Source organism: Bdellovibrio sp. (assembly GCF_036384735.1).
Classification (GTDB): Bacteria; Bdellovibrionota; Bdellovibrionia; order Bdellovibrionales; family Bdellovibrionaceae; genus Bdellovibrio.
In genome coordinates this window covers 202,864-226,742 of record NZ_DASVLT010000010.1, presented here as the reverse complement: position 1 = coordinate 226,742, position 23,879 = coordinate 202,864, and the positions used below count along the sequence as shown (strand labels likewise).

The window sequence follows — 23,879 nt, the reverse complement described above, 5'->3', positions numbered from 1 at the left end:
CAGATGAAAAAATTAATTCTTATTTCTTTGATTGTGTCTTCTTTGACTGGTTATTTTGCTCAGGCGGACGAACTTGCTGACAACTCAGTTGAAGAATCTTCGCAGACAGATCTTCCTTCAGCGAAGAAAACTCACGTGGAATCCCGAGCCATCGGCCTTTCTTCTATTCAGTGGAACGAGCCTTTGATTTTGAAACAAGCTGGTAAAAAAGAAACCGATGTCGCAAACTATAGCGGCCTAGCTCTGAGCTATCAAAAAGAGTTCACTTACTATCACTGGGGTTGGAACGTCGGAGGCTTCTTAGCCACAGGACGCGCCAACGGTGGCGGCAATAGCACAATCACTTATCAAAAAGATAAGCAGTCATTTACGATGGTAGCATTAACTCCTCGTGCATTCTACCGTCTGACCGGGCGAGTGAATGTGGGTGTATCTGCTTTGATTTACTACCGCAATATTGATTGGCCCACAGACACGGCCGGCTTGACTGTGGATGCGACAAGAAATTTCGCACTGACAGCTCTGGCAGACATCAACGTTCGCTTGTCTGATTCTTTCGATTTCTATCAAGGATTAGGACCTTTAGATCAAGGGTCTACCTTCTGGAAGATCGGACTTGCTTACAGATTCTAGAAATAAAAAAGGCCTCTCGCGAGGCCTTTTTTATTTTGTTTTTTTAAAAGAATTTACTTAGCAGATTTCACTGGAACTACAACGTGAAGAGCGACTTCGTCTTCAACTCCAACTCCCATGTAGTTGATATCTTTGATTCCGTATTCAGCAATATTCACCTTAAAATCAGCGATCAAATTTTGACCATCGACTTTATAAGTGCCTTCAACATCTTTTTCGATTCCACGGATTTTAAGTTTGCCTTTACCTTTGCCACCTTTACCTGATGCAGAGATCAAAACGGCCTCTGGATACTTTTCAGTTTCAAGATGTTTTTGAGTGTGCTTATCACGAAGTTCCACACCCGTTTTCAAAGACTTCAGATTTACGACGATATTTTGCGCAAAAACTTCGTCTCCCTTTTGAATGGCTTCGCCCTTGACGTCCGCTGTTTTGGCTTTGAAATCACCCATTGGATTCAAAACCACATCCACCACTGCTTCAGATGCAAAGGCCGCGCTTGCGACACCTAATGATAAAACCAACGATGCAAACAAAACTCTCACGATTCCCCCTCAATTAAAATTGATTCAGGTTTTTTTTAATTTCATAACAGTCACTTCTACGAATGAGATGAAGTGTAGACTACTTGATATTGGAAATCCAGTCAGCAATTGCTTGAACTTCCGTTGCAGTGATAGAACCGGCCTGGGGCATGTCTTTCGTCCCGCTGCCACTTGAACCTTGCAAGCGATAATACAACTTAGAGCTGGCAGGATTTCCAGCCACGACCCATCCCCGCGAAACTGCCTTAGCGCTGGTTAGATTCGTTAAATCTCCACCGTTGCTATTGGGCACGTGACAGACGATACACTTGTTATCAATAATCGTTTTCGCAGCGACAAATAATGGATCTTCCGTCGTCGTTGAAGCTCCCGATCCATCACCATTCATCAAAACTGGATCATAGACAACATTCTGGATTGATTCTGCCGAGGCAATATAGCGTGACATGACATTCAGCTGGGTGGCATTCAGAGGAGTATTATAGACAACATATTCTGAAACAGTTCCTGTGGACGGCGCTGTAGTCAGTGATTTGAGAACATACGAAAAATCACCGGGAACTCCCACTTTCAGTCGCGTCGAGATTTGCAAAATCCCATTAATCATCAGGGTCACGTCACCGTCACCTGCAGTTTGAGCGAAGCTTGCACCGATCACCATTTGCTCTCCAGACGATGGCAACGGCACTTCGATATAAGAGTAATTGTTAGCATCAATATAGCGAGCGGCCGTGATAGTCGAATCAGTCACGGTAATGCGGCCCTCTTCTAATCCTGTGCCCGAGTTGACAGACATCACGACTCCTCGAGCAGATCTGCTCAGGGCCGCGACAAAAGAAAATGAATCTGAGAGCACCGAGGATTTATTGACATAATTGACGTCACTAGGCTTTGACCAAAAAGAAAGAGATGAGGTGGTCAAAAGAGCGGGAAGATATTCTTTATCAGCAGCCGCTTCATATTCCGCCAAACTTGCCTGATACATCACGCCATCTTGCACGACCATATCGCTGCAGTTTTGAAAGCACAGAATTAACAGCCCAAAGCCAAGCATGCTGGCAACTCGAATAGGTAGTTTTCTCACATGCATTTCCCCTTCAAACAATTTATCGGTTTATGGTCTGGCTTTTTCGAAGAATCCTTCTGATTTCTCGTGAAAAATCGTTCCGCTTCACTGGACATTTCAGAGAGCGTCTCAGAATGAGATCCGCTCGACGATAGTGCTTAAGTTGACTCAAAAAATGACGATACAGCTACTATGAAAACACTTGTTGCAACATTGATACTCTTCTTCGTGTCCTTCCAGGCGCAAGCCATCAAAGTGACTGCGGTAAAAAATGGAAAGGCTCTTCTGGATCTTGAAGGCGAAAGCGTCAAGACTGGCGAGCGTTATCTTACAATCAATGAAGAGGGAAAAAAGAAAGGTCTTTTGACCATTCGTCAAGTTAAAGGCAATAAAGCTATCGCAGCTATAGACAAAGGCTCTGCACAAGTTGGTTATGTCCTTGAACCTTATGAAACTCGTTCTGCTCATCATCGCTCGCGCGATAAGGCCTCTTGGGGTTTGATGGGCGGCTATTCCATGAACAGCATGACTGTGAAACCTTCCGGTGGCTCTGTGAACCTGACCGGATCAAGCTTTGAGTTTACAGGTTTTTACTCGATGGTTCTGGATAAAAATATCAGCGCGAAATTTTCCGGTGGTTACAAAACGTTGGTTGCAAGCGGAACAGCATCTTCTGCGATCTGTGATAATGGCACTTCAACAAATTGCAATGCAAACATCAGCTATCTGGGCATCGATGCTCTTTTGCGCTACACTGTTTGGCAGAATAAAACTTTCGACTTCTGGGGCGGAGCAGGCCTTGGTTTCTTGTTTGCTTTAAGCAAATCAAGCAACGTCCTTGATACAAGCAAGATCACAACAAACCAAACAATTGATGTGGCTTTAGGTGGCGACTACGCCTTGAGCAGCCAGAACTATATCCCATTCCAATTCACATATGCGCTGTTCCCGAACAATAGCACCTCATCTGCGAATCAGATGATTTTCTCTGTGGGTTACGGCTGGAATTTCTAAAATCTATTTAGGCTCAAAGGTCACAAGTCCCTGTCCCCGGGGGCTCCTTTTCGTCATGTGTCTCGTTTTTAGACAGTGCTTTATGACTCAATTGAAAGAGACAGGTTCGTGACAGTCATTAATTTCTGGAACCCCACTTGCAAAGCAAACCTCGGAATTTCATGCACTCACGTGGAGAGGTTTAATGGCACGTCGGTTACAGAGATCAAAAATCTTGGTTCCCCTATTGCTGACAATGCAAGGCTTGCGTGCGTTTGCAGGTGATGCAAATCCGCAAATTCCGCAGACTCATTTGCTTTCTAATGCAGTTCAGTTGCAGATCACTCCTCGGGGAATGAAGTATTTTGATCAAAATCTAAGTGCGATCTTAGGCAATATGGGCGTGAAAATCGACGAGGGCTACTTCCCCGCTATGTCTTACAAGGCCGACAAGCCTATTAATCCCGACGACTATATAAAGGATGCACCGGAAGCGGTTGCTACTTATAAGCAGATCAAAGATCTTCTGAGCACCTGGTTCGTTGGTTTTTCTTTAAATCCCCATTTGCCGACAGTACAAATTGGTGAATCAGGTTATGTGGCGCAGTTCTCTCGCTTTGGTTTGGTAACCGACGAGAATTTAATGCGCTCATTAGGAAAACGCGATGGCGCCGTCTTGGCCATCGAGCTTGAAGTGAAGAAATTTACTTTATCAACGGCATCGGTTTTAGCTTGGGACTTGAACAATGAAGATCTTGGCAAAGTCGGTCTAGAAAATGTGACGATCTCAGTGGGTGATAATGACACGCCACTAAAATTGCGTTTGCCCTTCTATATCCGCATGAATGCAAGTGGTCAGTTAGAGTTCGAAGCTTTAGAACTTGAAAACAATATCGATAAAGCGTCGATTGCTTTCCAGTATCAAAAAGTGATCATCCCGACTTTCGCAGTCGAGTTGAATGGCAAAAAATATTACCTGAACAACCAAGAGCTCGACAAACTTTTGACGAAGGAAGCTCCGCTCTTGATCGAAAAAGTTCGTAGCAGCATGGGCGATTTCGCTCGCAAAACTTTACCAGATATGTTGAACCAAAAGGCGAAAGAATTCTTAGCCGGAAATCTTGAACAGGTTCAGACGATGTCGGCTCCGGGCAAAGAGGACAATGACACTCGTCCTGATTATAAATGGGGCTTACGTCTTCAAAATTTGAACTTGAATAAAACCCTCAATGTGGATGTTACGGGATACGTGGAAGATACCACGAATCCGTCAAGCACCCCTCGTTTGGCGGATAAATCCCGTGGCAATGTGGTGATGAATCTGTTGCCGGCAGAAAGCTACGACATCGCATTGAGTTTGGATCGCTCATTGATCAATCGTGTTTTACAACTTTCCTTTGAACGTAAGAACTTCGAGCAGATCAAAACAGGAACTGATACGATGAAACTCGTCGACGTTCCGACAATTGACTATGTAAAAGCTCCAGCCGGCGTGGTTTTGAAACCACAAGAGACCTTCGTTAAAATGCATGTGGCGATTGAAAACAAGCCAGGCTCGGCTTTCCTGAAGGATACTATCGTTCTTGAATTCGATATCATTGCAAAATTGGCGCAATTGAAGGATAAACCGGGCATGCAACTCATCCTCTACACGATCGATGATTCGACGATGAAGATGGATCCGAAGTATCTTTCAACAGCTGGAAAACTTTTAAATGGAATCTGGAAAGACAAAGTCTACACAGAGATCCGCAAACAGTTGAAAGAGAAATGCAAGACATGGGCGACCACTCAGGAAAACATCCCTGGATCTTTGCCTCTGCCTCCTGAGGTTCTAGGCATGAAGTTGGATATCAACCGTGTGCTGATGGACCCAACGGGCCACCTTGTTATGTATTTGAATTACGCGCAGACAGGAGCGAAGTAACATGAGATCTCTCAAACTCATCATCATCAACGCATTAACCTTGATCATTGGACTTGGTCTTATGAGCGGTTCGGTTTCTCAAAGAAATGCAGAAGCTGCGCGCTTTGAAACAGTTCCGTCTTTACAGGTAAATCGCTTGGGCAATTTCCGTGGTCAATACCTGACAGTGCTTTATGCTGTCGGCTCACGTCCATTCATCTCAACGGATGCTTCACAAATCAATTTGTCGCAAGTGAAAGAGTCGCGCACGGTTTACCTTACAGCTGACTCTGTGACATTGCCACCAGTGCAAGTTGAACAAGAGGGCTTCCGCCCTTCTTACAACATCGTGGTCTTTGTGGTGTCCAATCAATCGAACTACAGTTGGGTGAATGCAGATGGAACAACTCCGCAAGGGATGACTGCATCAAGTAATCACTCTGCTTCAATCATCAACTCTATCAATAAGACAGACGTTGATAGCTTCGTCAGCTCGTCAGGACAAGATGCTGTTCTGAATGTGAACTTGAATTAGATATTCACGTTGGCTGCTGCAATGAGGCCCGTTTCGAGGGCCCCTTGCAAAGTTCCTGCGGCGAGCATGCTTGTGTGTTCTCCGGCAAACTGGAAGTGCCCTCTGTATTCGGCTTCACCTGCCACACCTTTGAAGCGCATGTATTGACCTTTTTTGAAGTACGCCATTGACCCCAAAGACCACGGCTTCAAACTCCAATTCACAAAATTCGAGTCAAGAACGCTGTGAGAATTCATATCATAGAAAAGATTAAAATCCTGAACTGCCGCTTGAGGCGCTAGCGCCCCCGCTTCAGCACCCGACTTACCTCCGCGTTGGAAAGTCAGAAGACCTTGAGTACCATCCTGTCCTCGGCCTGAGTCCCAAAACTTTTGTGTTAAAAAATCACCGGTGAAGTTTCCAAGATTGCCGGGAATCTTTCCTGATTTTTTTCTCCAGAATGGATCGTTAAAGGCCAAGGCTCCTTTGCTATGGGTTGCATAGTCTTGAGCCAAGATCGCATCTTTTTTCAAAGACGAAAATTCTAATTTCTGCAAACCTTCAACCTCGCGCAGCTTCGAAAAAGGAATTGTGCAGATCACATTCTTTGACGTGTAAGTGCCGTGTCCATTCGGAGATTTGAATGTCAGTTCAAAGACTCCTTTTTTCTCAAAGATCTCTGTCAGAACATTATTTGTTTTCACAATGTATTGAGGAATGACTCCGGCAACACGCTCATGCAAGGTCGAGATCAACTGAGTCAACCCGCCTTCCATGCGATATGTGCGACTGCCCTGAAGCAGCGAACTGCCTTCCGCATCTAATGTTTCCAAAAAATGCAAAGAGGACTGATTTTCCGCATCCACACCAAAACGTGCCACCGCCTGCGCTTCGATCAACTTCAAAATCACCGGATCCACTTCACTTGCCCAACTATCAAGCAAGTCTTTTAATGACATCGAGTCATAGTAAGCAGAACGTTCAAACTGCAAAGAGTTCTTATAGTTCAATGTCACATCCTGTTGACGATACAGATCCTGGCGCACGCGACGGATCGGACCTGCCAAAGTTTTCATCTTGGAAGCCAAATCTTTGACTCGATACGTGCGAGCATTGAAAGAAAAAATATGGGCTTCTAAACCCGAAGGTCCTTTGATTTCGCGCAGCGGGAGATTCAATTCTTTGGCGATGGCAAAAACGGCTTTGTGAGAATCGTCGATAAACTCGGCCCCTAACTCTGCAACAGGTCCTCCGTCAGGGAACATTGATACAGTTTGCACTCGGCCGCCCACTCGAGAAGACGCTTCAAAAACTCTGAAGGGAATTTTGCGCTTTTTTAAGGCATAGGCCGCCGCGAGACCCGCTGCACCGGCACCGATGATCACAACTTCATTGGTAAGATCCCGCTTGTCGCCCATAAAACTGCGATCCAAACTTGCGCAGGAACCCAAAGCAAATGCTGTAGAACTCAGTGCAGAAATTTTTAAAAACTCGCGACGAGTGAAAGAACTTTTTGCCATCAATGCCTCACCAGCATAGGATGACAACACTTTGGAACAGAAGCAAATCAATCTCACAGCTTTAGAGGGAATGTTGGAAGAATTGGCGCAAAAAAATTGGGCCGTTTCTAAGTCAGTTTTCTCTTTAGATTTCTGTCGATCTCTTGCCCATGAGTGTCAAAATCTTTCCAAAGAAGGATACTTGAATAAAGCCTCCATTGGCCGTGGCTCAACAAAGACTGTGCAGAAAGAAATTCGGGGCGATTTTATTCTGTGGCTGGACGAGCATCCTTTCTTGGAATCTCTAGAAGTGATCCGCCAAAAATTAAACGAGTTTTTCTTTCTAGGTCTGAAACGCGTGGAAGCCCACTTTGCTTTTTATCCTCCTGGAACGGGATATGAAAAGCACATCGACAATCATCGCGGACTCAGTCACCGAAAAATTACTTTTGTGCTTTATCTCAATGAGAATTGGCAAAAGTCCCATGGTGGAGAACTGAGCCTTTATAATCCAGAGAAGGACGATGAGCGAATCGCTCAAGTAGAACCGACCTTGGGCACGCTGATTCTTTTTCGCAGTGATCTTTTTCCGCACCAAGTGGAAAAGAGCACCACAAATCGCCAGAGCCTGACAGGCTGGTTTAGGGACGACGCATTATGAAATCACTCTTTAGCGAAGTAGTCTTCACACGTTTTCACGCTAGGATCATCATCCTGCTGTGCTCGTTTGCCGCTGCGGTGTTCGGCTTGTTGGGACCTTTCTTTCAAAAAGAGTTCATCGATCAATTGACCGGCACTGCAAGCAAGCTTCATCTTTTCACATTCAATAATCCGTTGTGGTTTATCGTCGGTGCTTTCTTCTGCGTTCTTTTTGCGCAAGCTTTTGCGCAACTTACGAACTACCTCAGCGCCAAGGAAGCTTTGTTCATGCAAAGAGTTTTTGCTGAGCGCCTTTACAATAAAACATTGAACTTGCGCGTGGATACCATGAGTCACCGTCCTGTTGGGGAAATTGTTTCTTTGTATGCAACGGATGTTGCCGGAGCCACGGTTTTCTTGGATCAAACGTTGCCAGCAGGTGCATCGACTTTGTTCCCGCTACTGCTTGCGCCATTTGCGATCTCTGTACTATTTGACATTCCACTATGGCCGACGATTTGTGTGATGATCGGCATGACAGTCCTAAATACAGTAATGGGTTTTCGTCAGTCTCGCTTCTTTTTCCGCTTTAAGCTTTTGGCGGCAGAACGCATTGGCCTTGTAAATGAATGGATTCAAAATATTCGCACGATCAGAATTCTTGGATGGATTCGTCATTTCGAAACTGCGATTTTTGCGAAACGCGAGGTTGAAACAAGAAACCGCGTCTTGATGGTGACCAATGGTCAAATCATGAATGCCCTTTCTTCCTCTGTCACTTTTGTTTTGAATGTTATTTCTTTGGGGTCGTTGGTGTTCTTCACCAAGCAACAGGTCACAGGCGGCGAACTTTTGGCGCTTTTGTGGATTGTCGGCATTTTCCTGACTCGTCCATTTAGACAGATGCCTTGGTTCTTTACTTTCGCTTTCGACTCTTGGACTTCACTAAAACGTCTGGAGGAGTTCTTCTCGATCAAAAATAACAAAACAGATGAGGATGGTCGTGAACCTGCAGCTATGACTCGCGATGAAGCCTTTGCGCTGCAAGTGCGCGGCTTGAATCTTCGCATTGGCGCCAGAGATATTTTGAATAAAATTGATTTGGATGTGGCCCACGGAGAATTCGTTGCCGTCGTGGGTGAAGTAGGCTCTGGAAAATCCATGCTTTTGCTTTCCCTTCTTCGCGAGACAGGCGCAAGCTTCGACTTTTATCACATCGGCGATAAAGACGCTCTGCAAGCGACCCCGGATGAAGTTCGTGGGAATTTTTCCTACGTTCCACAAGAGGGTTTCATCATGAGTGCCAGCCTTCGTGAAAACGTGGCGTTTCTTTACGATATCGATCCTGATCGAGATCCGATGGTGGAAGAGTCTTTGCGTTTAGCACAATTTGATTTGAATACAGAACGTGTTGAAAAAGGCTTGAACACTGAAATCGGAGAACGTGGTGTGAACTTGTCTGGCGGCCAACGTCAGCGCGTAAGCTTAGCTCGGGTGCATTTCCATCAAGCCCCTATTCTGCTTTTGGATGACTGTCTAAGTGCTGTCGACGTCGATACAGAGCAAAAATTATTTGAGCAATTATTGTTGGGTGCGTGGGCAGATCGTACCAGAATCTTAGTCACTCATCGATTAAGTGCTTTAAGCCAAGTGGATCGAATTTTATTCTTAGAAGAAGGTCGTATCATCGACCAGGGAACATTCGAAGAGCTTCTCGCTCGTAACGAAAAATTCCGTGACTATACGACAACAGTCGCTAAAGAAGCCGCTGCGAACAAGACGGAGGCTCATAATGGCTAGTCCTATTCGTCCCAAATATCTTTCCGATGGTGAAATAAAACGTGAAGGTGGCTACAACAAAACCATCTACGAAACTTTACACATGGCTTATAAGCCATTCTTGGTTCGGATCAGTTTGTGTTTGTTATTGGGTGTTCTAGGTCGTGGTCTATTGCTCGCGAACACGAACGTCATCGGTTATTGGGTGGACACACTTGTTGGCAAGCCCTCGCCTTTGACGGGAATGACCTCACCGCAGATTATCGGTTTACTGCTTGCGATGGCATTGTCAGGATTTGTAATGACTTTGGTTTTCCGCGTGGGCTTTTCACGCTTGTCAGCTCAAGCGATTTCTAGCTTTTATGACGAAGTCACTCTAAGAACTTCTCGCCTGCCAATGAGTTTTTTCGATAACACTCCCGCGGGTCGTATCATCACGCGTTTTTCGTCTGACTATGGCAACGTGTTCCGTTTGTTTGGCGGGCCTTTAGCCGAATTCTTATCCATCATTTTCGATTTGACCATGATGGTGGTTTTAATCACCTTGGCGAGTCCCTATTATTTGATCTTTGTCGTGTTCATCGGTTTTATTTACTATCTTGTTTACAAGTTGAACCAAGCTCACTTGCGCCAGGCCCGTCGGGAACTTTCCGCCAGTCGCTCACCAAGTATCGCGCACTTTGCTGAAACGACTCAAGGAGCCAGCACAATTCGTTCGTTCCGTCGTCAAACATCTTTCCGCGAACGTTTTGAAAGCTTGGATCGTTATTACTTATCACAAAGACTCTATACCACTCGGCAGATTTTAAGTTTTTCATTCCAGATGAACAGCTTGAGTGCCCTTTTATTATTGGTAACCGGTGTTTCTGCTTATTTCATGGTAGAAAAAGGTTGGACAAGCATTGGTTCCGTGGGGGTGGCCTTCAGCTTTATCGCTTTATCTGGAAATACAGTGCAAATGTTCTTTGAATGGCTCACACAATTCGAAGAAGCCATGATCGGTGTTGAACGATTGGATCAATACATGCGCATGGAGCTTGAAAAAGGGAATCTGCTTCCAGCATCAGCCCATTTTGCTACTGGTCACCCTACGTACACAGATACCGTTGAAAAGTATTTTAGCCATCGCAAACTCACAGAAGATCGTAGCGCCTCTGTTGAAATCAAAGATTTGTGGTTCCGATACCGCGAGGATCTTCCTTGGGTTTTGAAAAATCTGAATTTAGAAGTTAAAGCGGGCGAACGTTTGGGTATCGTAGGTCGCACTGGCTCTGGAAAATCAAGTTTGATTCAGGCTCTGTTCTATCTTTACCCTATCGATAAAGGGGCTATTTCTATCAATGGCCATTTGCCTAAAGTTGAAACTGATGCACACGGCGTGGATTTGAATCTTTACCGAAAATCCATTGCCTTCATTGCACAAGAGCCGATTCTTTTCCAAGGAACCTTGCGTTCAAATCTGGATATTGAAAGCACGTTGAAAGAAGATCAACTCGTGGCTGTCCTGAAACGCGTAGGTCTTTATGACTGGGTCATGGCTCAACCTCAGGGTCTCGATATGAGAATCGAAGAGCGTGGTAAGAATCTGTCCTTGGGCGAGCGCCAATTGTTATGTATGGCACGCTGCCTTCTGCAACAGGCTCCGATTGTGATTATGGACGAGGCCACAAGCTCCGTTGATCCTCAATCCGAAGAGATTTTAGTTCGCGCCACCGAAGAATTCTTCTCGGATCGCACGCAAATCATCATCGCCCATCGCCTGTCGACTCTTGCTAAATGCGATCGCATCCTCTGGTTGCAAAATGGCGAGGTCGTAGCCCTCGGTCCTACTCGAGAAGTCCTTCCAAAATTCAAAAAAACAGAACTTGTTTGATTTTCACTCCGGCCTCGCTGGAGTGGAAAATATAACCAGCGCTATCAAGCTAAAATCCGAGAATAGCCTTTGCTGAATGCAGGCTAGTTTTTGTCTCGCACTATTAACAAAAAGTTTGCCGCTGCCGATGAAAAAGGGTACTTCTTGCGAACGCAAAAATTTTAAATCTCATCATGGGTGGCGGAAATGGACGACAACAACCAGATCCAAGACGAACAAAAAGACCAAGACACCGTCCTGAGCCTTACGGATGAATGGGCCTCATTAACCCTCGAGGAACGTCGCGAGAAGTTTAAGAACCTTCCCCGCACTGAAGCGGAAGATCTTTTCCTCAGTCTTAAAACTCACGATCAAGCGGAACTGATTGCCGAAGCGTCTCATCTTGAGAAACGTTCTTGGGTGCGTTTGTTGGCTCCCGATGACGTCGCCGATTTGATTCAAGAAATGGGAGTCGAGCACAAGGACGATTTATTGTCTTTGCTAGACCCTCAAACAAAGCGCGAGGTCATTGCCCTTCTTGCCTATGCAGAAGATGCCGCCGGCGGTTTGATGTCCACCCGCTTCGTGCGCCTTCGTCCTGACATGAGTGTCGATGAAGCCATCAGCTATTTACGCATTCAAGCAAAGACTCACGTTGAATCAATCTATTACGCTTACGTTTTAGAGTCAGATCAAAAGCTTTTAGGTGTTATTTCTTTCCGTGAAATTTTCTCTGCGGCTCCAGGAACTAAAATCGCTGATATCATGCACACCGATATTTTGAAATTGCCTCCAGAAATGGACCAAGAGCAAATCGGTCGCATCTTTTCACAACATGATTTGATGGCCCTTCCCGTTGTCGACGAACAAGGGATCATGAAAGGTATCGTCACATTTGACGATATCGCCCATGCGATTCAAGAAGAAGCCACCGAAGACATTCATAAACTGGGTGGTGTGGAAAGTTTGGATGCTCCGTACATGAAAATCTCGATGATCGAGATGATCAAAAAACGCGCGGGCTGGCTGCTTGTCCTTTTCTTGGGCGAGATGTTCACTGCCACAGCCATGGGGTACTTTCAAACAGAGATTGAGCGCGCCGTTGTTTTAGCTCTATTCATTCCGCTAATCATCAGTTCGGGCGGCAACTCGGGGTCCCAGGCTTCGACTTTGATCATTCGTGCTATGGCTCTGGGAGAAGTTCGCCTTCGCGACTGGTGGCGAGTTCTAGGTCGAGAATTGATGGCGGGCTTGGCCCTTGGTATTTGCTTGGGCTTTGTAGGTCTATGTCGAATCTTGATCTGGCCAACTCGTGAAGCTCTATACGGCCCTCACTATGTTCTGGTAGCGGTCACTGTGATGCTAAGTCTTATCGGTATCGTTCTGTGGGGAACGATCTCTGGATCGATGTTGCCATTCCTTTTGAAAAAAGTCGGTTTCGACCCGGCCAGCGCTTCAGCTCCTGCAGTTGCCACACTGGTGGACGTAACAGGTTTAATTATCTACTTCACAGTAGCAAGCATCGTTCTACACGGTGTTTTGCTTTAGAGAATTTTGCAAATTCAACTTCAAATAGAAAGGCTCTGCTAAAACAGAGCCTTTTTATTTAATGCGACTGAGTCCATCCCCCCCTACAGGCACATTAATCCCCGTCATATGGCAGCCCTTTATGCTGCATAGAAAGATCCTTTCTTTGGTATGCACACAAAAGAAAAGACCGCCAGATGACGGTCTTTTCCGAATTTCTAAATTGATTCTTCAGTGCCTACCGCACTCAGAGTGTCATGACTTAACTAAAGCCTGCGTCCACTGCTGGATCATAGCCAGAGTTCCTTGACGGGCATTCGCAAATTGAACCCCGTAAGCTTGATTTGCTTCACTCCATACAACTTGACCTTGCACCTCGATCATCTCGTGACCGTCAGGGCTTTGGATTCGCATTGTGATGATGCCGCCTTTTTCAAGGGCTTGATCGGTATTGAAAGACAGCCCCCCTTGAGAGATCGTGTTCATCGAACCCACCAACTCGCGATCGCCAATCATCACACGGATCTGAGAATTCATACGGAAGCGTTCGAACTTACGGCGTGATGCTGGATCACGTCTGCGTAAAGCAAACCACACAATCAAAGGCAATAACAGCAAACCACTGATCACACCGGCCATTGGATTGGGACCACCCGCTCCAGGTCCACCGCTCATTGCAGAGGAAACCAAGCCACATCCCGCAGAGCCACTGGCTGGAGAACGATCGGCCTGATACTGAGCCTTGTACACCGGTTGATAAGTCGCCAAAGTACCCACAGAATTTTTTGCTGCAATGATTGAAGTTGCCGCATTAATGCGACCACTCGAAGAAACATAGCCATTTAAGGCCGGATAGACATCAACATTAGACATCAACAACTGCTTCACCTGATAACCTGTCATTGCAGAGTCTTCGCGCAAAGCCATAGCCGCGATACCAGAAACAAACGGCGCTGCCATACTTGTACCGCTCATGTAGCCGTATTGATTCGACGGTAAAGAACTTAAGATATACTCCCCAGGACTTGCGATGTGAACAAGGTTCGCACCATAGTTCGAAAATCCTGACAGCATATTGCTATTGGTTGCAGAAGCCACTGCAATGTTACTTGGAACATCGTAATTGGCAGGATACATATCGGTTGTATCGTTATTGTCGCCATAGTTACCGGCAGCGCTGACAATCAAAACCTGGTGATCATAAGCATATGCCAAAGCCTCATGCAGAGCTTTTGAATAAGTCGAACCACCCCAAGAGTTATTGATAATCTGTGCGCCGTTTTGAACAGCATAGTAAATTGCATTGATTGCCGATGTCGTCGTTCCAGAGCCATCAGCGCCTAAGAACTTTAACGGCATGATAAGCACTTTAGATTGCGACAATGTCGTCGCAAAAATATTCTGACCGGTCCCTACGATGATGCCAGCGACGTGAGTGCCGTGATTGTCGTCATCAGCCCAGTTGCTTGTATTGGCGTAAAAGTTCCAACCATTTTTATCATCAATGAAACCATTTTGATCGTCATCGACGCCCGTCAGACCATTGACTTCAGCTGTATTTTGCCAGAGAGCTCCGGCGCCACCGTTTGCCACTGTTTGAAACAGACGATGAGTTGGATCCAATCCCGTATCGACAACGGCTACAACAACGGTTCCCTTTGTTGTGACGTCAGATTCGTTGGACCATGACGTAGGAACAGCGGTCGGCGCCGAAGACTGCCAATAGTTGTTGTCAGGATAAGCATAGTGATTATTGATGATATCGTTATAACTATAAACGCCCTGATACGCTGAACTTTGCGCATTGTTAGAAGACGAATTGTCCTGAGTTTTATTCCAAATAAGATTCGGTTCTACGTATTCTACGTCAGGGTCATTTTTAATCTCTTCCAGATTTGCGGCTTCCCCAGCTTGGGCTTTCAAAGAGATATGGTACATGCCCATGGCTGGAAATGCTTTTCTCAAGTTGGCTTTGGATGCCAGCTTTGAACGCACCTTACTGACATTCACAGATGTCGAGGTAGACTTGTACTTAACGATATACTCACCCGGAACGGCCTGCACACCCTGCGCAAGTACCGGCGCAGTGGCGAATAGAGAAATAATTAGACCAGCAAGAATCCGCTTCACGGGTTCTCTCCTTTGTGACACTTCCTTTTCGGTTGCTAGTCCAGCTTGGTTGAGTGGAATTATTGACTCATTTTAGGACAGCGTAAGACCTTGATGCCTTTCGCCTAAGCTGATATTTCTTTTGTACCGATAGGTAATATGAACAGGACATCTAAGTATGAAACAGCTTCAGAAAATCTTCTTGCAAGGGCTCGTGACTTTTCTTCCGATCGCGTTGACGATTTATATCATCTACGCCGGAATCTCTATTGTTGATAGCCTTCTCGGAGATTCCCTTCGTCATGTGTTGCCCATGTACATTCCGGGATTGGGTTTTCTACTGACGATTTTACTCATCTTCCTGCTGGGCTTTATTCTCAATAATTTGATCGCCGCCGGAGTTTTCCATAAGCTCGAATATAGACTTCTAAAAGTTCCTTACATCAAGGCGATCTATGGTCCCTTACGTGACTTGATGAACCTCTTCTCGAAAGACGGTGGTCATGGCATGCGAACTGTGGTTCTTGTGGACATGGGTGAAAGCGGCATACGGGCCCTAGGCCTTGTGACTCGCGAGCATTTTAAAGACGTCCCAGCCATTGATGCTAATGCTGGGGACCGCGTCGCCGTTTATATTCCTATGAGTTATGGTCTTGGGGGCTTCACTTTGATGGTGCCTCGCTCTAAAATCACTCCATTAGATATGCCTATTGAAAAGGCCATGAGTCTAGCTATCACTGGCTGGGTCAAAGCAGATAAGAACGACGAGGACTAGATGTCAGAAACACAAACAACCGACACACTCAGCAAAGCTCTGCGCATCAATCAAGATTGTTCCCGTTATGGAGCTTTTGCAGAAATCGGTGCCGGCCAAGAAGTTGCCCGTCACTTCTTCCAGGCAGGTAAAGCTTCTCAAACAATTGCGAAAACAATGTCCGCTTACGACATGATCGTGAGCGATGAAATTTACGGCCGTGAAGCCTCTGGTCGATATGTTTGTGAATCCCGCGTTGTAAAAATGCTGACTCACGAATACAAGCTTTTGATAGATCGCTTAGCTCCTCGTCGCGGCAGCAACACTCGTTTCTTTGCTTTTGCCAACACTGTGGCAACGGCTTCCGTGGGCAGCTCAAAACAATCCCACGGCTGGATGGGAGTACGCTTTCAAAAAGATTTCGGTGGCCCTCATAACGATATCATTCTGCACGTGCGCATGCTAGATCGCTATCGTTTGGATCAGCAAGAAGCATTGGGCATCTTAGGTGTGAATCTTTTGAATTGTGCCTTCTATCACTCTGACACAACAGAATGCTTTATTTCGCGTCTGACGGAAAATCTTAAAGAAGGCCAAGTTGTTATCGACGTTGTTAAATTCAATGGGCCGGATCTTAAACATTTTGATGATCGCTTGATGAACTTGGAATTGGTTCGTCGTGGCCTGGCAGAGGCCATATTGTTCTCTCCAGACAACGAGATCTTAAATATCGCTGATGCCATTTACGGCAAGTCTTTGTTGATTCAACGAGGCACTTTCCGCCCTATCACAGTGACTCATATTGATGTTCTGCAAAAAGGCCTGGTGCAAATTCGCGAGGATATCGCGAAAACAGAAGGCAAAGACTTGGATGTTCTTCCCATGATGGAATTGACCATGCATGCACTGCAAACCGATGGTCACGTAAATGAAAAAGATTTCCTTGCCCGTGTTGAAACAATCACGGCCTTGGGCTTTCCCGTTTTGATTTCTAACTTCTTCTTATTCTATGGATTGAAGCGCTTCATTCGCCGCTACAATCCGCACTTTATGGCTCTTGTTGTTGGCGCCAGCCATTTGGACAAGCTTTTCAATGAAGAGCACTATCGTGATCTGGAAGGGGGCCTCCTTGAAGGCATGGGCAAACTTCTTGAGCAAAAAACAAAACTGTATATTTATCCGCATAAAACTCTACAGCTATGTTTAACCACAAAGAGCTTCTTCCCAGCACCTCATCTGCGCCATCTGTATTCTTACTTTATTGAGAACCAGCAGATCGTCGATATCTCGGGTTGCGACGAAGCATCCGAGTATTTGCACTCGGCAGACGTCATGGATCTTTTAGAAGCCAAAGACCCACGTTGGGAAAGCGGGGTTCCTAAAAAAGTTTGTGAGTTGATTAAATCAAAAAAGTTTTTTGGAATTGAGAAATAAAAAAGGGACCGGACGGTCCCTTTTTTTTACTTTCCTATCTTTCGCCTCTTACACGCGTGAGTTCAAGAATTCGATCAAGCATTGAACTGGCTGGCCGCTACCACCGGCAGAGTGCAAAGCTCCTTGAGCTTTGTCTGTCCATGCGTAAACATCCAAGTGGGCCCAACGTTTGCCACCTACAAATTTTTGCAAGAACAAAGCCGCTGTGATAGCTCCACCGAATCCCCCACCTGAATTTTTAAAGTCTGCAAACGGAGATGACATTTCACCCCAGTATTTTTCGAACAAAGGCATGCGCCAGTTCAAGTCACCCGCGCGTTGACCTGCATTGGTCAACGCAGAGGCCAACTCATCGTTGTTCGAGAAAAGACCTGCAATCTCGGCTCCTAGGCCTACTTTAATTGCGCCAGTCAATGTCGCAACGTCAATGACTGCTTCTGGTTCATCGCCACCCTTTTGTGTACAAGCCACATCCAAGACATCTGCCAGAACCAAGCGTCCCTCGGCATCTGTGTTGTCGATTTCAACTTTTAAACCGTTGCGAGCCGTGACCACATCACTTGGACGGAATGATTTTCCGTCCACAGAGTTTTCAGCCAATGCTAAATAGAAATCCAAGGGCCCTGGGTACTGAGATTCAGAAGCCCACAAAGCCATCGCTAAAACGCTGGCAGCTCCACCCATGTCTTTTTTCATCAAACGCATTGCTGATGAAGGCTTGATATCAAGACCACCCGTATCGAACGTGATCCCTTTGCCAACAAACGCCACAGGTTTTAGCTTTGATTTTTTAGTAGGACGATATCTCAAATGAACCATGCGAGATTCGTTCTCGGCACCTTGTCCCACCGAGGCATGAAGGCCCATTCCTTCTTGAATCAATTTTTTAGAATCCCACACTGTCACCTTCAATGAAGAAGAAAATGACAATCTGTTAGAAGCAATTTCCGCAAACGTTTTCGGATTCAATTCATTCGGCGGAAGATTCACAAGGTGGCGAGCTAATGTCACAGCCCGAGCACGGGCACGAGCTTGAACAATCGTCTCTTTCTCAAGAGCACCTAAAGTTTTTCTCAAAGCCACACGCGGAAGATCCACAAGTTGCTTTCCGTCCATGAATTGGCGGAAATTATATGGAGCCACATCAAGTCCCGTCAAAGCGCCAAGATCTTGAGCTTCCTCTGTGCCGTGAAATTCAAGTTGGACAGCCTTCAATTGATGAGCCCTGAATTGGCTTACCAACCCGCCGAACTGATCCCGGGCCCACGCATATTGAGATTCATCAATGAGTCCTTCGTGTCCAGCACTTGGTTTTTTGCGGGGGCGCAAAATCCAAACAGGACCTTGCTGACCCACGAAATAAATGAGCTCTCGCTCACTTTTCATCAAAGATTCTGTTTGCCACTGCAAAGAGTGGTCTTCAATCAAGTTTTTAACCTTGTTAGAATCATCAACACCTAAAAAGTAAACAAAACCCGCAAGTTCATTCTTTACCTTAAGTTCCTTACCAATTTCGAAAGTTTCAACCCATGATTGAAATTGAAGCTTTCCCGAAGCTTTTTTTGCGTCTGTTTTTGAACCAGCCTTGGAAGCTGTCTTTTTTGCCACTTTTTCCTCACTTTTTAGTTTGAGCTTGGGATATAAAATTCCATAAAATCATAATATGACGTGGACAGAGACCACAAATTTAAAATTTTGCTTACTCAATGCAGAGAACCTGTTCTTGATGTTCGACACCGAGCCATCAAAGGACTTGCTGAAGCTGCCTGAGACTCAATGGCAGAAGCTCAGCAATTCGGTATATGAGAATAAATCTCTGAAAAAATGCACCGACATCGCAAAATGTCTTACTGATATCAATGCAGACATCATTATGCTTTGCGAAGTAGGGGGATTTGAGTCCCTTAAAAACTTCAACTATCTCTTTATGAATGACGCCTATTCGCCAGTATTGGTTGAGGGAAATTCAGATCGCAATATTGACGTCGGTTTTTTGATTCGTAAGAACGCTTCTTTCTATTTTGATGTTCTTTCCAATAAGCATCGTCCGATTAATTATCTTTATCCTCATGAAAGACAAAGCCTAGCAACGGGCTACCCAGTGAAAGGCGGAAAGATCACAACGAGTCATAAATTTTCTCGCGACGTCGCCGAGCTTCGCTTGTTCAAACAAGACAAAGAAAAGCCATTCATGATCATCCTCCTCACTCATTTGAAATCACGTTTAGATCCAGAACGGATTGATCCAAATGGTTTTGAACGTCGCCAGGCTGAACTACGCACCTTGCTTGAAATTTATCGAGAACTTGAAATCGTGCACCCCCAAGTGCCGATCATGATTGCCGGCGACTTTAACGGCAATGCCAGCAAAGTGGGAACAGACCAGGAGTTCGCCGAGCTTTATACCTCAACCCAATTGCTGGATGTTTTTGAAATAGCACAGCTGACGCAAGAAAAACGCGCAACCTTCTATCAAGTGAAAAGCAATTCCCGCACAGAGGGTCGTCAGATTGACTTTGCATTTCTTTCGCCAATTCTTGCGCAATTATTAAAAGCCAACTCGGCCTTAGCATATCGTTATCGCGATGAGCTCGGCCAGGAAACAGGTGTTCCTCACAATATGGAGGCAAAACTTCGCCTTCCATCCGACCACTACCCTATTGTTTTTGAAATTGAGAACCTGCCGGTGCGTTAATTTACGCGGCGAGAAATTTCGAGCTCTTTCGCCACCCTAGCGTGTTCTTTGGTGAGCCCTCTTTCCAAGGTCGCCACTTCATGGCGACATCTTGATTCAGCAAATTCTTCGGAGTAATATTGACTCATGGCAATTCAAAAGACTGTTTACCCTGAGTTCAAAATTTCTGCGAAAGTTGTTTACGTTCCGTCGGAATCAAGACCTGACCAGGGCTATCATTTCTTTGCCTATAAAATCGCGATCACAAACTTGGGCGAATCTCCGGCGCAGTTGATGAGCCGTCATTGGATCATTACAGACGCCTTAGGTACAAAAGAGGAAGTTCGCGGTCCCGGCGTTATCGGCCAACAACCAAAAATCAATCCAGGCCAAACATTCGAGTACGACTCAGCCTGCCCTCTTCATACCAACACGGGCAGCATGAAGGGTCGCTATTTTATGACGACTGAGAGTGGTGAAAGTTTCTCTGTAGAAATTCCAGAGTTCTATCTCGTCGCACCTATGGCGATCCACTAACTACCTTCTGCAAAGCGGCGATTAAAAAGGTCTAGTTTTCAAAACCGCCACTTGGAACTACAGAAATCCAGTGATATTCCTCCCTGCACTTTGAGGAGGACCCATGGCCTTATTCAAAAATCTTCGCGAACTTTTAGGAGCTAAGTCCAAAGAGATGTGCCTGTGCATGGTCGTCTCCGAGCAGGAAGGCGCAGAAATCTGGGTCAACGATCAGCGCACGAACTATGTAACCCCAAAGCTTGTAGCCATTCCTAAAGATGAATCAGTGAAAGTGGAAGTTCGCTTGGTGGGCCACGAAAATCACTCAGCCATGGTGCGCAGCTCGCACAATTTGACTTATTATTATTGCAACTTAAAGCGCATTCCTCTGAAATTGATTTCTGGAGGACTTAGCTCTCATGAAATCAACAGCAACAGCGCAGCCTATTTATAAAAAAACAAAACGCCTCATCCTTCGTCCTCTGGAAATTCATGATTACGAAAACTGGGTGCAAGCTCATTCTTCAATGCGTCCCCCTCAGAATGAGTGGGATGAAACGAATTGGATCACCTCAGAGTTGACTCAAAAAAAATTCAAAGATCACTTAAAAAAGCACGCGCAATGGCGTGCGCAAGATCATTTCTATGAATTCGGAGTTTTCAGAAAAGACGACGGCGTTCTTATTGGTCTCGTAACTTTGATGGATATCTCTCGTCAGATTTTTCAAAACGCTTATTTAGGTTATCGCATCTACAACAATCACTGGGGACAAGGCTATGCCACGGAAGCTTGCAAGGGAGTTCTCGAAATCGCCTTCAAAGATTTGAAACTTCACCGTGTGGAAGCCGGAATTTCTCCGACAAATAAAGTCTCACTTCGTGTTGCTAAATCTATCGGCCTTCGCAAGGAAGGCTTAAGCCGCCGTCGCTTGTTCACGAACAACGGGTGGAGTGACATGGTTCTCTATGCAGGAACCAGCGAAGAGTTTGGTATTAAGTTTAGGTTTCCGAAAAACAAGACTGTGAAATAGCATTTCCCATCTCAAAAATTTGAACCATAACAAGTTCTGCAAAGATTGCTGGAGCAGAACGGTGCATTGCTTTCAAAATGATGACAAGGAGCGGTTTCAAAATTGCCATGAGTACGCCTATGGCACTTTTGAAACCGCTTCCAGAAAACGTGATCACCATAAAGGAGGTTCCCATGGCTGAAACTACACGCGAAGTAGTGAATGATATGAAGTCTCTTGGCAAGCAAGCTATCGACACTGGTAAAGGTGCCATGCATGAGGCCAAATCTGAGTTGAGATCTCAGTGGGGCGACACATACGACACGATTAAAGGCAAAGCCCAAGATGCATTCAGTGCTTCTGAAGACTTTGTTAAAGAGCATCCAATCACAACTGTGCTTGGTGCATGTGCAGTGGGATTTGTGGCAGGCCTGATCGCTCGCCGCTCTCGCCACTAGTACAACGGAACGAGGGCCCTCTTGCTCCCCCACGAGGACCTTCGTTCTTCTTTTTCTTTTTTGGTTTCTTCCCAACTTACAAAGGACCCGAAAATGATGAAATGGCTTTCACTGGTGCTGGGCTTTTTGTTCAGCGGAAATAAATCCCATCAAAGTTTGAACTTCACTGAGATTGGCTTGGAAATCTATGACCAGATCACTATTCGCAGCAGAAAACCCATCGCCTTGATCCTGTGTGGTTTTGCTTCAATTATTTTTATCTGTGGAGGAGTTTTCATAAGTCTTATCAATGTCACAAGACAATATGACCTTACAGGTGAAATCGTCTTGGGCGCTGTCTTCTGGTCTGGCATCGCAATGTCGCTTATCTTCTTAGCGGGCTACATCTATGTCTTTCTTCACGCATGGCCTGGAGTCAAAGAATCCAAAGCTCGCATAGAGGCAGACAGGAAAGCACAGGAACAGACAGAGCATCAGCCGCCAGGGTTAGATCAGGCGATTTCTCTTTTAATCATGGATCACATTGAAGAAAGAAAAGAGCGTCGTGCACGCAGAGAAGCTCGAGAAGACCGACCTCATGGACCTCACCATAGGGGGTCTCACGACGAACATTACCCTGGTGAACCTACGGGCTTCGCATAAGAGTCTTCCAACCGGAAGATGTCCGTTGATAAACAAAGCGTTCATGAAGGCGTCCATTGTGACCAAACCAGAATTCAATTTCTGTCGGAACAACACGCCATCCGCCCCAATGATTGGGACGAGGAACTTCTTGTCCTTCGAATTGCTTTTCATATTCCTGCACACGTCGTGCGAGGTGATCATAATTTGGAATTTCATCACTTTGATTAGAAGCCCAAGCACCAATTTGACTTAAACGCGGGCGAGTGCGGAAGTACTTATCGCTTTCAGCGGCAGAAATTTTCGTCGCCAGTCCCGTAATACGAATCTGTTGCCAAATCGCAGGCCAGTGAAAATTCAAGCACACATTCGGATTTACATCGATGTCATGACCTTTATGGCTGTTGTAGTTGCCATAAAAAACAAAACCCCCAGCAGAGATCTCCTTAAGGTAGACGACTCTGACTGAGGGAATGCCCTTTTCGTCCACTGTTGCCACTGACATCGCATTGGCCTCAGGGATTTGCTTTTCGACCGCTTCTTTAAGAAGGCGGTCGAATTGTAGAAAAGGATCTAAGCTTAAATCGAACATTAATTATTTCTTTTTAGCTTCTGCTTTGTGTTCTGCTTTTTTTGGTTCAGCCTTAACGATATCCATCAACTCAACTTCGAAAACCAAAACTGAATTTGGTGGGATACCTGGGCGACCTGAAGGACCGTAAGCAAGTTCTGGTGGGATGAAAAGTTTAGCTTTGCCGCCAACTTTCATCAATTGAAGAGCTTCTGTCCAACCTGGGATAACGCCGCCAACTGGGAATTCAGCTGGTTGACCACGATCGTATGAAGAATCGAATTGTTCGCCGTTAGTCAAAGTACCTTTGTAGTGAACTTTAACTACGTCGTCTTTCTTAGGAGTAGCACCAGTGCCCTCTTTTTCAACGATGTATTGAAGACCAGAAGCAGTTGTTTTTACGCCTGGTTGAGATTTGTTTTTCTCAAGGAATTCTTTACCAGCTTTAGCGTTTGTATCCGCTTGCTCTTGTTGTTTCTTCATCGCCATTTCTTGAAGTTTCATCATTGCAGCTTGCATGTCTTCTTTAGACATTTCATTTTTACCTGCAGATGCATCTTTCAAAGCTTGCGCCAAAGCGTCAGCATCGAATTCGATGTTTTGTTGTTTCAAGTTGCCACCGATTTGCTGGCCAATTGCGTAGCTGGCTTTCTTGATATCGTTGTCCAACTTTACTTTTCTGTTACAAGCAGTTGTGAAAGCCATCGCTAGAACTAGGCCTCCCAATACTAACTTACTCATGCTGTCTCCTCGTCATTGTTACCTAAGGTTGTTTTCCT

General features: G+C 45.5%; 23 protein-coding genes. 16 read left to right on the top strand and 7 right to left on the bottom strand.

What is annotated here, in order from left to right:
• Nucleotides 1-3: 3 nt before the first annotated feature.
• Nucleotides 4-633, top strand: a complete 630-nt coding sequence (locus VF412_RS03735; protein WP_331337863.1) for a hypothetical protein — start codon at nucleotides 4-6, stop codon at nucleotides 631-633.
• A 53-nt stretch (nucleotides 634-686) separates the two neighbouring features.
• On the opposite strand, the gene VF412_RS03730 is transcribed toward VF412_RS03735, so the two are convergent.
• Both VF412_RS03730 and VF412_RS03725 read right to left on the bottom strand, forming a co-directional pair.
• A complete protein-coding gene (locus tag VF412_RS03730) occupies nucleotides 687-1,178 on the bottom strand; it encodes a YceI family protein (RefSeq protein WP_331337862.1) in 492 nt (163 codons plus the stop codon).
• Nucleotides 1,179-1,257: 79 nt separating this feature from the next.
• Nucleotides 1,258-2,262, bottom strand: coding sequence for a c-type cytochrome (locus VF412_RS03725; RefSeq protein ID WP_331337861.1), 1,005 nt, complete (start codon nucleotides 2,260-2,262; stop codon nucleotides 1,258-1,260).
• 174 nt (nucleotides 2,263-2,436) lie between these two features.
• Between VF412_RS03725 and VF412_RS03720 the strand changes: the two genes are divergently transcribed.
• The 3 genes from VF412_RS03720 to VF412_RS03710 all read left to right on the top strand — a co-directional run bounded on the left by VF412_RS03720 (nucleotide 2,437) and on the right by VF412_RS03710 (nucleotide 5,678).
• Nucleotides 2,437-3,258, top strand: a complete 822-nt coding sequence (locus VF412_RS03720) for a hypothetical protein (RefSeq protein WP_331337860.1) — start codon at nucleotides 2,437-2,439, stop codon at nucleotides 3,256-3,258.
• A gap of 184 nt (nucleotides 3,259-3,442) precedes the next feature.
• A complete protein-coding gene (locus VF412_RS03715; protein WP_331337859.1) occupies nucleotides 3,443-5,164 on the top strand; it encodes a hypothetical protein in 1,722 nt (573 codons plus the stop codon).
• Between the two features lies 1 nt (nucleotide 5,165).
• On the top strand, nucleotides 5,166-5,678 hold the full coding sequence (locus VF412_RS03710) for a hypothetical protein (protein WP_331337858.1): 513 nt from the start codon (nucleotides 5,166-5,168) through the stop codon (nucleotides 5,676-5,678).
• On the opposite strand, the gene VF412_RS03705 is transcribed toward VF412_RS03710, so the two are convergent.
• On the bottom strand, nucleotides 5,675-7,177 hold the full coding sequence (locus VF412_RS03705) for an NAD(P)/FAD-dependent oxidoreductase (protein ID WP_331337857.1): 1,503 nt from the start codon (nucleotides 7,175-7,177) through the stop codon (nucleotides 5,675-5,677). The genes VF412_RS03710 and VF412_RS03705 overlap by 4 nt on opposite strands.
• A gap of 181 nt (nucleotides 7,178-7,358) precedes the next feature.
• Here VF412_RS03705 and VF412_RS03700 point away from each other — a divergent pair, with 181 nt between their 5' ends.
• From VF412_RS03700 to mgtE, 4 genes are all read left to right on the top strand, one after another.
• Nucleotides 7,359-7,817 carry a 2OG-Fe(II) oxygenase gene (locus VF412_RS03700; RefSeq protein ID WP_331337856.1) on the top strand — a complete coding sequence of 153 codons (459 nt, stop codon included), beginning with the start codon at nucleotides 7,359-7,361 and terminating at the stop codon, nucleotides 7,815-7,817.
• Nucleotides 7,814-9,595, top strand: coding sequence for an ABC transporter ATP-binding protein (locus VF412_RS03695; protein WP_331337855.1), 1,782 nt, complete (start codon nucleotides 7,814-7,816; stop codon nucleotides 9,593-9,595). The genes VF412_RS03700 and VF412_RS03695 overlap by 4 nt, the downstream gene beginning before the upstream one ends.
• Entirely contained in the window at nucleotides 9,588-11,447 is a 1,860-nt protein-coding gene (locus VF412_RS03690; protein ID WP_331337854.1) for an ABC transporter ATP-binding protein, read from the top strand. The genes VF412_RS03695 and VF412_RS03690 overlap by 8 nt, the downstream gene beginning before the upstream one ends.
• Before the next feature lie 186 nt (nucleotides 11,448-11,633).
• Nucleotides 11,634-12,974: a magnesium transporter gene (mgtE, locus tag VF412_RS03685; protein WP_331337853.1), complete on the top strand. Its 1,341-nt coding sequence runs from the start codon at nucleotides 11,634-11,636 to the stop codon at nucleotides 12,972-12,974.
• Nucleotides 12,975-13,208: 234 nt separating this feature from the next.
• Here mgtE and VF412_RS03680 read toward each other — a convergent pair whose 3' ends face one another.
• Nucleotides 13,209-15,083, bottom strand: coding sequence for a S8 family serine peptidase (locus VF412_RS03680; RefSeq protein WP_331337852.1), 1,875 nt, complete (start codon nucleotides 15,081-15,083; stop codon nucleotides 13,209-13,211).
• A gap of 157 nt (nucleotides 15,084-15,240) precedes the next feature.
• Between VF412_RS03680 and VF412_RS03675 the strand changes: the two genes are divergently transcribed.
• Together VF412_RS03675 and VF412_RS03670 are read left to right on the top strand one after the other, a co-directional pair.
• Nucleotides 15,241-15,837, top strand: a complete 597-nt coding sequence (locus VF412_RS03675; RefSeq protein WP_331337851.1) for a DUF502 domain-containing protein — start codon at nucleotides 15,241-15,243, stop codon at nucleotides 15,835-15,837.
• Entirely contained in the window at nucleotides 15,838-17,250 is a 1,413-nt protein-coding gene (locus VF412_RS03670) for a hypothetical protein (protein WP_331337850.1), read from the top strand. It begins immediately after the preceding gene.
• 48 nt (nucleotides 17,251-17,298) lie between these two features.
• Here the strand turns inward: VF412_RS03670 and VF412_RS03665 are convergent, their stop codons facing one another.
• Nucleotides 17,299-18,858, bottom strand: coding sequence for a leucyl aminopeptidase family protein (locus VF412_RS03665; RefSeq protein WP_331337849.1), 1,560 nt, complete (start codon nucleotides 18,856-18,858; stop codon nucleotides 17,299-17,301).
• A gap of 55 nt (nucleotides 18,859-18,913) precedes the next feature.
• On the opposite strand from VF412_RS03665, the gene VF412_RS03660 reads away from it, so the two are divergent.
• The 6 genes from VF412_RS03660 (at nucleotide 18,914) to VF412_RS03635 (ending at nucleotide 22,550) form a co-directional block, all read left to right on the top strand.
• The gene (locus VF412_RS03660) at nucleotides 18,914-19,945 is read left to right on the top strand and encodes a hypothetical protein (protein ID WP_331337848.1); all 1,032 of its coding nucleotides are present in this window, start codon (nucleotides 18,914-18,916) and stop codon (nucleotides 19,943-19,945) included.
• Nucleotides 19,946-20,071: 126 nt separating this feature from the next.
• The gene (gene apaG, locus VF412_RS03655) at nucleotides 20,072-20,461 is read left to right on the top strand and encodes a Co2+/Mg2+ efflux protein ApaG (RefSeq protein ID WP_331337847.1); all 390 of its coding nucleotides are present in this window, start codon (nucleotides 20,072-20,074) and stop codon (nucleotides 20,459-20,461) included.
• 103 nt (nucleotides 20,462-20,564) lie between these two features.
• Nucleotides 20,565-20,894 (top strand): hypothetical protein, encoded by a 330-nt coding sequence (locus VF412_RS03650; protein ID WP_331337846.1) that lies wholly within the window; start codon nucleotides 20,565-20,567, stop codon nucleotides 20,892-20,894.
• Complete coding sequence (locus VF412_RS03645) at nucleotides 20,860-21,471, top strand: GNAT family N-acetyltransferase (protein ID WP_331337845.1); 612 nt, start codon at nucleotides 20,860-20,862, stop codon at nucleotides 21,469-21,471. The genes VF412_RS03650 and VF412_RS03645 overlap by 35 nt, the downstream gene beginning before the upstream one ends.
• Nucleotides 21,472-21,644: 173 nt before the next feature.
• The gene (locus tag VF412_RS03640) at nucleotides 21,645-21,908 is read left to right on the top strand and encodes a hypothetical protein (RefSeq protein ID WP_331337844.1); all 264 of its coding nucleotides are present in this window, start codon (nucleotides 21,645-21,647) and stop codon (nucleotides 21,906-21,908) included.
• Between the two features lie 93 nt (nucleotides 21,909-22,001).
• The gene (locus VF412_RS03635) at nucleotides 22,002-22,550 is read left to right on the top strand and encodes a hypothetical protein (RefSeq protein WP_331337843.1); all 549 of its coding nucleotides are present in this window, start codon (nucleotides 22,002-22,004) and stop codon (nucleotides 22,548-22,550) included.
• On the opposite strand, the gene pdxH is transcribed toward VF412_RS03635, so the two are convergent.
• Both pdxH and VF412_RS03625 read right to left on the bottom strand, forming a co-directional pair.
• Nucleotides 22,534-23,121 (bottom strand): pyridoxamine 5'-phosphate oxidase, encoded by a 588-nt coding sequence (gene pdxH / locus VF412_RS03630; protein WP_331337842.1) that lies wholly within the window; start codon nucleotides 23,119-23,121, stop codon nucleotides 22,534-22,536. The two genes, VF412_RS03635 and pdxH, sit on opposite strands and share 17 nt — an antisense overlap.
• A 3-nt stretch (nucleotides 23,122-23,124) precedes the next feature.
• Nucleotides 23,125-23,841, bottom strand: a complete 717-nt coding sequence (locus tag VF412_RS03625; protein WP_331337841.1) for an FKBP-type peptidyl-prolyl cis-trans isomerase — start codon at nucleotides 23,839-23,841, stop codon at nucleotides 23,125-23,127.
• Nucleotides 23,842-23,879 lie beyond the last annotated feature (38 nt).

Excerpts from the sequence above, each read along its gene's own strand:
- VF412_RS03735 (WP_331337863.1), top strand. The coding sequence starts at position 4 with ATGAAAAAATTAATTCTTATTTCTTTGATTGTGTCTTCTTTGACTGGT.
- VF412_RS03720 (WP_331337860.1), top strand. The coding sequence starts at position 2,437 with ATGAAAACACTTGTTGCAACATTGATACTCTTCTTCGTGTCCTTCCAG.
- VF412_RS03715 (WP_331337859.1), top strand. The coding sequence starts at position 3,443 with ATGGCACGTCGGTTACAGAGATCAAAAATCTTGGTTCCCCTATTGCTG.
- VF412_RS03710 (WP_331337858.1), top strand. The coding sequence starts at position 5,166 with ATGAGATCTCTCAAACTCATCATCATCAACGCATTAACCTTGATCATT.
- VF412_RS03705 (WP_331337857.1), bottom strand. The coding sequence starts at position 7,177 with ATGGCAAAAAGTTCTTTCACTCGTCGCGAGTTTTTAAAAATTTCTGCA.
- VF412_RS03695 (WP_331337855.1), top strand. The coding sequence starts at position 7,814 with ATGAAATCACTCTTTAGCGAAGTAGTCTTCACACGTTTTCACGCTAGG.
- VF412_RS03690 (WP_331337854.1), top strand. The coding sequence starts at position 9,588 with ATGGCTAGTCCTATTCGTCCCAAATATCTTTCCGATGGTGAAATAAAA.
- mgtE (WP_331337853.1), top strand. The coding sequence starts at position 11,634 with ATGGACGACAACAACCAGATCCAAGACGAACAAAAAGACCAAGACACC.
- VF412_RS03675 (WP_331337851.1), top strand. The coding sequence starts at position 15,241 with ATGAAACAGCTTCAGAAAATCTTCTTGCAAGGGCTCGTGACTTTTCTT.
- VF412_RS03670 (WP_331337850.1), top strand. The coding sequence starts at position 15,838 with ATGTCAGAAACACAAACAACCGACACACTCAGCAAAGCTCTGCGCATC.
- VF412_RS03660 (WP_331337848.1), top strand. The coding sequence starts at position 18,914 with ATGACGTGGACAGAGACCACAAATTTAAAATTTTGCTTACTCAATGCA.
- apaG (WP_331337847.1), top strand. The coding sequence starts at position 20,072 with ATGGCAATTCAAAAGACTGTTTACCCTGAGTTCAAAATTTCTGCGAAA.
- VF412_RS03650 (WP_331337846.1), top strand. The coding sequence starts at position 20,565 with ATGGCCTTATTCAAAAATCTTCGCGAACTTTTAGGAGCTAAGTCCAAA.
- VF412_RS03645 (WP_331337845.1), top strand. The coding sequence starts at position 20,860 with ATGAAATCAACAGCAACAGCGCAGCCTATTTATAAAAAAACAAAACGC.
- VF412_RS03640 (WP_331337844.1), top strand. The coding sequence starts at position 21,645 with ATGGCTGAAACTACACGCGAAGTAGTGAATGATATGAAGTCTCTTGGC.
- VF412_RS03635 (WP_331337843.1), top strand. The coding sequence starts at position 22,002 with ATGATGAAATGGCTTTCACTGGTGCTGGGCTTTTTGTTCAGCGGAAAT.
- pdxH (WP_331337842.1), bottom strand. The coding sequence starts at position 23,121 with ATGTTCGATTTAAGCTTAGATCCTTTTCTACAATTCGACCGCCTTCTT.
- VF412_RS03625 (WP_331337841.1), bottom strand. The coding sequence starts at position 23,841 with ATGAGTAAGTTAGTATTGGGAGGCCTAGTTCTAGCGATGGCTTTCACA.